The organism is Adlercreutzia sp. ZJ242, from assembly GCF_011038995.1.
Classification (GTDB): Bacteria; Actinomycetota; Coriobacteriia; order Coriobacteriales; family Eggerthellaceae; genus CAAEEV01.
On sequence record NZ_JAAKEE010000034.1, the window covers coordinates 21,334 to 27,758 of the forward strand.

5 protein-coding genes and 1 pseudogene are annotated in these 6,425 nt (G+C 68.7%); all 6 read right to left on the reverse strand.

The features are described 5' to 3' along the window. Position 1: 1 nt before the first annotated feature. Positions 2–1,252, reverse strand: coding sequence for a molybdopterin-guanine dinucleotide biosynthesis protein B (gene mobB, locus G7Y49_RS08515; RefSeq protein ID WP_165172917.1), 1,251 nt, complete (start codon positions 1,250–1,252; stop codon positions 2–4). A gap of 132 nt (positions 1,253–1,384) precedes the next feature. Then, the gene (gene modD, locus G7Y49_RS08520) at positions 1,385–2,227 is read right to left on the reverse strand and encodes a ModD protein (protein WP_165172919.1); all 843 of its coding nucleotides are present in this window, start codon (positions 2,225–2,227) and stop codon (positions 1,385–1,387) included. 716 nt (positions 2,228–2,943) lie between these two features. Then, entirely contained in the window at positions 2,944–4,053 is a 1,110-nt protein-coding gene (locus G7Y49_RS08525) for an IS110 family transposase (protein ID WP_165172921.1), read from the reverse strand. A gap of 228 nt (positions 4,054–4,281) precedes the next feature. Then, positions 4,282–4,878 carry a recombination mediator RecR gene (recR, locus tag G7Y49_RS08530; protein WP_165172923.1) on the reverse strand — a complete coding sequence of 199 codons (597 nt, stop codon included), beginning with the start codon at positions 4,876–4,878 and terminating at the stop codon, positions 4,282–4,284. A 3-nt stretch (positions 4,879–4,881) separates the two neighbouring features. Further along, positions 4,882–5,190 carry a YbaB/EbfC family nucleoid-associated protein gene (locus tag G7Y49_RS08535; protein WP_165172925.1) on the reverse strand — a complete coding sequence of 103 codons (309 nt, stop codon included), beginning with the start codon at positions 5,188–5,190 and terminating at the stop codon, positions 4,882–4,884. Positions 5,191–5,253: 63 nt separating this feature from the next. Then, positions 5,254–6,425 (reverse strand): annotated as a pseudogene (locus G7Y49_RS08540) (hypothetical protein); the annotation flags it as partial.

The window sequence follows — 6,425 nt, forward strand, 5'->3', positions numbered from 1 at the left end:
CCTATTCACCGAGGTAGGAGTCTTCGAGGCGCTTGAGCTCGTCAGGCGTGTTCGCGTTGATGAAGCAGCCGCCGCGCGGCTCGGCCGCCAGCACGCGCTCCTGCGAGAACTCCGCCACGCGCACCGCGGGATCGTCGAAGAACGCCTGCGCGCGCTTCTCGCCGGCGTCGAGCGCGCGGCGCACCGCGGGCACGCAGCCGCTCTTGCGGTAGAGCGCGTGGAAGGGCTCGAACCCGTGCTTGTTCACGGGAACCACCACGTCGGCGCCGGTCTCCGCCATCATGAGCGACTCGGCCACCACCAAGCTCGCGCTGGCGAACACCATGTCGCACGCCACCACGGCCACGTACGGGTTGCGCGCAGACTGCAGCGCGGTGTAGAGGCCCGGCAGGGCACCGCGGAAGTCGAAGGCGTCGCCCACGAGCTTGATGTCGAGCTCGGGGTACTCCTCGGCGAGGAAGGCGAGGCTGTCGGCCTCGTTGGTGGTGATCAGAAGCTCGTCAGCCGCCGGCGCGAGCCGCTCGACGAGCCGGCAGATGAGCGGGCGGCCCGCGAAGGGCACCGTGGCCTTCGAGCGGCCCATGCGGCGGCTCTCGCCGCCCGCCTGGATGACCACCGTCACGCGCGGGCGCACGTAGTGCTCCTCGAGGAAGTCGGCGATGCCCGCGATGTCGTCGAGCGCGAACGCCGGGATGTTGAACAGCAGCGCCGCCTGGCGCGCCTCGGGGATGTCGGTCACGATGGCGACTGTGTCCGACGTGGGCATCTTGTGCTCGAGGTCGGCCGCGAAGGCGGCGTCCCCGCGCGAGGCCTGCGTGAAGTCGGTGCCGAGCGAGGCGCCGGCGCGGGCGCCCTCGATGAACGCGCCTGCCACGCTCACGTCGGCCGGGTTGCCCGAGCGCATGATCTCGATGGTGGGCAGGCCGCTCTTGCGGTAGCCCTCCACCACGATGATGTCGTGGCCGGGCATGGAGCGCACGATGTCGGAGCACTCCGCCTCCTCGCCGAGCGTCTTGACGCGCGCCATCATGGTGGGCGAGGCGATGACCGTCTCGCTCGCACCGGCCGCGCGGTGGCGATAGGAGTCCTTGCCGGGATGGTCGATGTCGAAGCTCGCGTGGGAGTGGTGCTTGACCGACCCCACGTCGTGCCCGCGCGCCACCAGCTCGGCGATGACCTGCTCGATGAGCGTGGTTTTCCCGGAATTATGGCGACCCACGATGGAGATCGCCGGACTTGGAACGTTGACCATGATGCCCCTCAACCCCTGAACCTCGCAGCGTCGCAGCTCGCCTGGGCGTCCCACGACCCTGCTTCCTTATATCGCGAACGAGTATAACACGATACCGCGAAGCGCTTGCGCACGCGCGCCAGCGCTTTGCACTTACCGCGCGCGCATGCGGACGCTCATGTCGAGGGGCTTCGCGCTGAAGGGCGCCGTGGTGGCCAGGCCGTCGACGCCCGTGGCGGCGTAGGCGGCGGCGTTCTCGGGGTTGATGCCGCCGGCGGCGATGAGCGTGGCGGCCGGGTTGGCCGCGCGCAGCTCGCGCACCAGCAGCTCCAGCTCGCCAGCGGGAACCTTGTCGAGCTGGATGCCGTCGACGCCCGCGCGCGCGAGGACGCGCGCCTGCTCGGCGTCGGCCTCGACGAAGATCTTCTTCTCCACGCAGCGCGCCTTGATCTCGGGGAGCCGCTCGACGAAGGCGTCGAATCCGCCCATGAACGTGAGGTGGTGGCCGAACACGATGATCGTCTCGGAGAGCCCCAGGCGGTGCGGGTAGGCGCCGCCCGCCACCACCGCGTAGGTGAGCAGGTCCTTCACGCCCGGCATGGACTTGCGCGTGGTGAGAACCTCGCAGCGCGGGTTCGCGGAGTGCGCCGCGTCGACCATGCGGCGCGTCTTGGTGGCCACGGCCGACAGGTGGTCGAACACGTTCAGGCACGCCTTCCACGCCGCGTGCAGCTGCTCGGCGCCTCCGCGCACGCGCATGAGAGCCTCGCCCGCGCTCACGCGGTCGCCGTCGGCCCGCGCGCCCACCACCTCGCAGCCGAGCTTCGCCATCATGCGGCGCACCACCGCCACGCCCGCGAGCACGCAGTCCTCGCGCGTGAAGTACTCCATCTCGCCCGGCGCGTCCGAGAGGCCGAGCACCTGGCACGTGAGGTCGATGTAGGGCAGGTCCTCGGTGATGAAGTGGTCGATGCGCGCATCGGCAAAGTATTGCATGGCAGCTCCTCCTCGCAGGTCAGACGGCGTTTCGGCACGCAGGGACGCACCTGCGGGCGCACCTGCGGGCGCGCCCGGCCCCCGCCTGCGCGCTCCCGCCACGGCCTCGCGCCGCCGCCTCCTCTATCTATCTGCATATCAGGATAGTGCATTGAGAAGTGCGCTGCGCAAGAATTTTCTCTTGGGATTATGTGGAGACGGTGCTATAATACATTCGATTTACGAGAAGCGAACCTTGCTTCGGGAAGATAAGGGTTCTGTTTTTGGAGGGGACAGGGCTCTTTGTCTTATAAGGCACGTGATCTGCATGGCAGGCTACGTGCCTTATCTTTTAATATGAGTAGAGCATTGTCAAGAGACAATAAGGGCCCAAGCCGAGAATTTCCCAGCTTGGGCCTATCTATCTCCACCCGGTAGCTCTCCCGACAGGAAGTGTCATGAACCGACGCCCGTTTCGCAGTTTAATATTCGCGGGTTGACGGCGCCAGGCTGGCGCCGGCCTTGTGGCCGGCAGCGTCATCGCCTGTTATGTTCGCCGCCCTTGCTTCGGCATTTCGTTGCTACGGCTGGATGCGCGCACCTTCGAACATGAAGAGTCTTCTTACGGTCGTGCCGGACGGGCCGGTGTCCAAAAAGAGATCTGGGATCGCATCCAACGACCAGTCGATTGGGAGCGCGGCCGAGTCAAGACCGCATCGACGGCGCCGGCAGGGGACCTACAGCGTGCCCTCCGCCATGCATCCTATCGCCCAGACGAAGCAGGAGAGCTCCCTTGCCGTCGCCACGTTGGCAACCACGGGCTTCATCCTGCGCTCGGCGAAGTGCGCCCTTCTGGCGACGAGCCTGTCAATGCCTTTGGCGGCATGGTTCGCGATGGCCGAGGGAACGCCGGTGTCCCACAAGTCGTGCTTGCGCTCCTTCGTTGCCCGGGTGTAGTGCCAGGCCGCCTCCACGAGCACCTTTCTCAAGTGCGTGTTGCCGGCCTTGGTGATGCCGCCCCTGGACACCTTGGGACCGCTCGAGTGCTCGGAGGGGTCGAGCCCCAGCCACGATGAGAACCTTCTGGCGGAGCCGAACCTGGAGAACACTCCCGCCTCAGCAGTCAGCGCGAACGCAGTGGCAGTGCCGATGCCCTTCAGGCACGTGAGCGCCGCCACGCGTGTTGCCCAGCGCTCCTTCCGGGCGTACTGGGCGACCCTCTTCTCCAGCGCCTTCTTCTGCGCCTCTGCGTGGCGCACCTGGGAGATGTAGTAGTCAAGCGTCTCCTGGGCGGCGGTCTCGGGCAGCTCTACGGCACGGATCCACTCCCAATGGGCCCGTGTCCAGGTGCCGCGGCGCGCGCCGTTGTCGCCGTGCTCGTTCCAGACGTGGCCCCATCTGATCAGCAGGTGGGTGAGGCGGTGCTTGGCGCGGGTCAGGTCGTCGCGGGCGTCCTCCAGGGCGCGCGACAGGTTGCGGGCCGCCTCCGTCTCCTCGTCGGGCACGAACACCTCCACGATGTTGTGGGCCATGAGCTGCCGTGCGAGGAACGTCGCGTCGTTGCGGTCGTTTTTCCTGCGCTTGTCGGCGGCGGGCTTTTGCATCTTGGACACCGCGCCGACCATGCAGTCCACGCCCAGCGAGCGCAGCTGGCGCACAAGATGAAAGCCGGTGACCCCGGACTCGTAAACCGCCTTTGGGGCCTCAAAGGAAAGGATCCAGGATGCGAGCTCGGCGGGGGCGTAGCCGAACTTGCGCGTGACGACCTCCCCGGTTATGGAATCGAAGGCACAAGCGGTGATGGAACGGGCATGGACATCAAGGCCGATTGAGGTAACATGGTTCATTGTGAGCCCCTCTCATGTCTGTGGCAACTTGGCTGTTGCCGGTTTGTATGACACGACCATTATCAGCCTCGACCCACGATATTTTGAAAGACGACATGAAGCAGGGGCTCACAATGCTCTACTCATATCGTCTTCAGGCGCCGCGCCGTCGGGACGTAAACGCCGCGACGTCGGGACGCGGGGCGCCGAGGCGAACGCCGGCGAATCGGGCGACTGCTTCCGCGCCCCCTACAGCGGGCGGCGAGCCTCGAGGGCGCGGCCGAGCGTCACCTCGTCGGCGAACTCGAGGTCGCCGCCGACGGGCAGGCCGCTCGCGGGGCGCGTCACCGTGATGCCGAGCGGCTTGATGAGGCGCGCGAGGTAGGCGGCCGTGGTCTCCCCCTCGATGTTGGGGTTGGTGGCGAGCACCACCTCGGTCACGTCCTCCGCGGCCAGGCGCTTGAGCAGCTCGGCCACGCGCAGGTCGTCGGGGCCGACGCCCTCCATCGGCGAGAGCGCGCCGCCGAGCACGTGGTACACGCCCGCGAACACCGCCGTGCGCTCGATGGGCGGGATGTCGCGCGGCTCCTCGACCACGCAGATGGCGCTCTGGTCGCGCTTGGAGCTGGCGCATATCTCGCACAGCTCGCCCTCCGCGTAGTTGAAGCAGCGGCTGCAGAAGCGCACCGTCTCCTTCACCTCGGTGATGGCCTCGGCGAGCCGCAGGGCTGACGCCTTGTCGGCGTTCAGCAGGTAGTAGGCCATGCGCTGGGCCGACTTCGGGCCCACGCCCGGCAGCCGCTCCAGCTCGTCGAGCAGCTTCTGGATGGATGGCGCCGCCTGCATGCGCTACATCAGGCCCGGGATCTTCATGCCGCCCATGACGGCGCCCATGCGCGCGTTGGTGGCCTCGGTGGCCGAGCGCAGCGCCTCGTTGGTTGCCGCGAGGATCATGTCGCCGAGCATCTCGACGTCCTCGGGGTCGACGGCCTCGGGGTCGATTTCCACCGACTTGATGGTCGTGTCGCCCTTGGCGCACACCTTCACCATGCCGCCGCCCGCGGTGGCCGTGAACTCCATCTGCGCGATCTCCTCCTGGGCGCGCGCGGCCTCGAGCTGCATCTTCTGGGCCTGCTTCATCATCTTCTTCATATCCATGGGGCACTCCTTCGGTGACGTTGGCGGAAGTTTTCAAGCGTGGGGACTATGGTACCGCAAAGGCTATTCCCTGACCTCGGTGAAAGACACGTCTGCGCCGAAACCGAAGGCAAGCATGGCGTCGAGGTCGGCCATCGAGGGCTCGGGGCCGGCAGAGGCCGGCTGGGGCCGCTGGTCGCGGGCGGGCTGCGCGCTGCGGGCCGCCTGGGCGGGCTGCGGACGCTGCTGGTCGCGGGCGGAAGCCACGGGGTCAGGCTGGCGAACGGAGGCGGCGGGCTGCTGCCCTGGGGCGAGAGCCGCGGCCGCGGAAGCAGGCTCGAACGCCGGCTCGAAAGCGGGCTCGTAGACGTCGGCGTCGTCGTAGGGAACCATGTCGTCGTAGGCGTCGAGCGGGACCAGGTCGTCGAAGCCCGCGTAGCCGGTGGGCGTCTCGTAGGGCGCGGGCGGCGTGGCCTGCGTGGCGACGTCGACGCGCGGCTCGGGGCCGGCTGAGGGCCGCTGGGCCGCGGAGTCTGCTGCAGGGCGCGGGCGAGCCTGGCCAGACGGGCGCGCGGGCTGCGACGCAGCCTCGACGCGCGGCGCAACCTGCTCAGGCGAGCCGGCGGCCGCGGCAGTCACGGCAGTCGCGGAGGTTGTAGAAGCTGCCGAGAAGGCCGTGGCGGCCGTGGTGGTTGCGGAAGCTGCGGCGACCACGGAGGCTGCGGCGGCGACTGGCGCCGTGGCCGCGCCCGCCTTCGAGAGGCGGAACGGGATGGGGGCGCCGCAGGCGCGCGCAAGCGCGGCGGCAAGCTCGTCCTGCACGTCGGGCTTCTGCACGGCCTTGAAGGCGAAGTCGTTCTCGGCGGGGAAGTCGATGACGAGCGCGCCGCAGGCCGCGTCGAACGACGCCTTGGTGTTCAGGAAGAGCACGCCGTAGGCCGCCTTCGCCTTCTTGAGCGTCGCGAGCGCGGCCTGCCACGTGCGCTGCAGGGCCGCGGGGTTCTTGAAGCTCTCGGCCAGCTGCGCGGGCACCTCGCCCGCAGCCGCAGATGGGGATCCCGACGTCGCTGCCGCAGGCTGCGCCTCGGCGGGCTGGCTCGTCACCGCAGGCTGCGCCTGGGCCGCCGCCGCGGGCTGGCTGGATGCCGCGGGCTGCGCCGCATGCCGGCTCGTCGCGGCCTGCGCCGTCGGCCGGACCTCCGCAGGCTGGCGCGACGCAGGCTGCGCCTCGGCGACGCCCGCGCTCGCGCGGCGCT

Excerpts from the sequence above, each read along its gene's own strand:
- mobB (WP_165172917.1), bottom strand. The coding sequence starts at position 1,252 with ATGGTCAACGTTCCAAGTCCGGCGATCTCCATCGTGGGTCGCCATAAT.
- G7Y49_RS08535 (WP_165172925.1), bottom strand. The coding sequence starts at position 5,190 with ATGGATATGAAGAAGATGATGAAGCAGGCCCAGAAGATGCAGCTCGAG.
- G7Y49_RS08525 (WP_165172921.1), bottom strand. The coding sequence starts at position 4,053 with ATGAACCATGTTACCTCAATCGGCCTTGATGTCCATGCCCGTTCCATC.
- modD (WP_165172919.1), bottom strand. The coding sequence starts at position 2,227 with ATGCAATACTTTGCCGATGCGCGCATCGACCACTTCATCACCGAGGAC.
- recR (WP_165172923.1), bottom strand. The coding sequence starts at position 4,878 with ATGCAGGCGGCGCCATCCATCCAGAAGCTGCTCGACGAGCTGGAGCGG.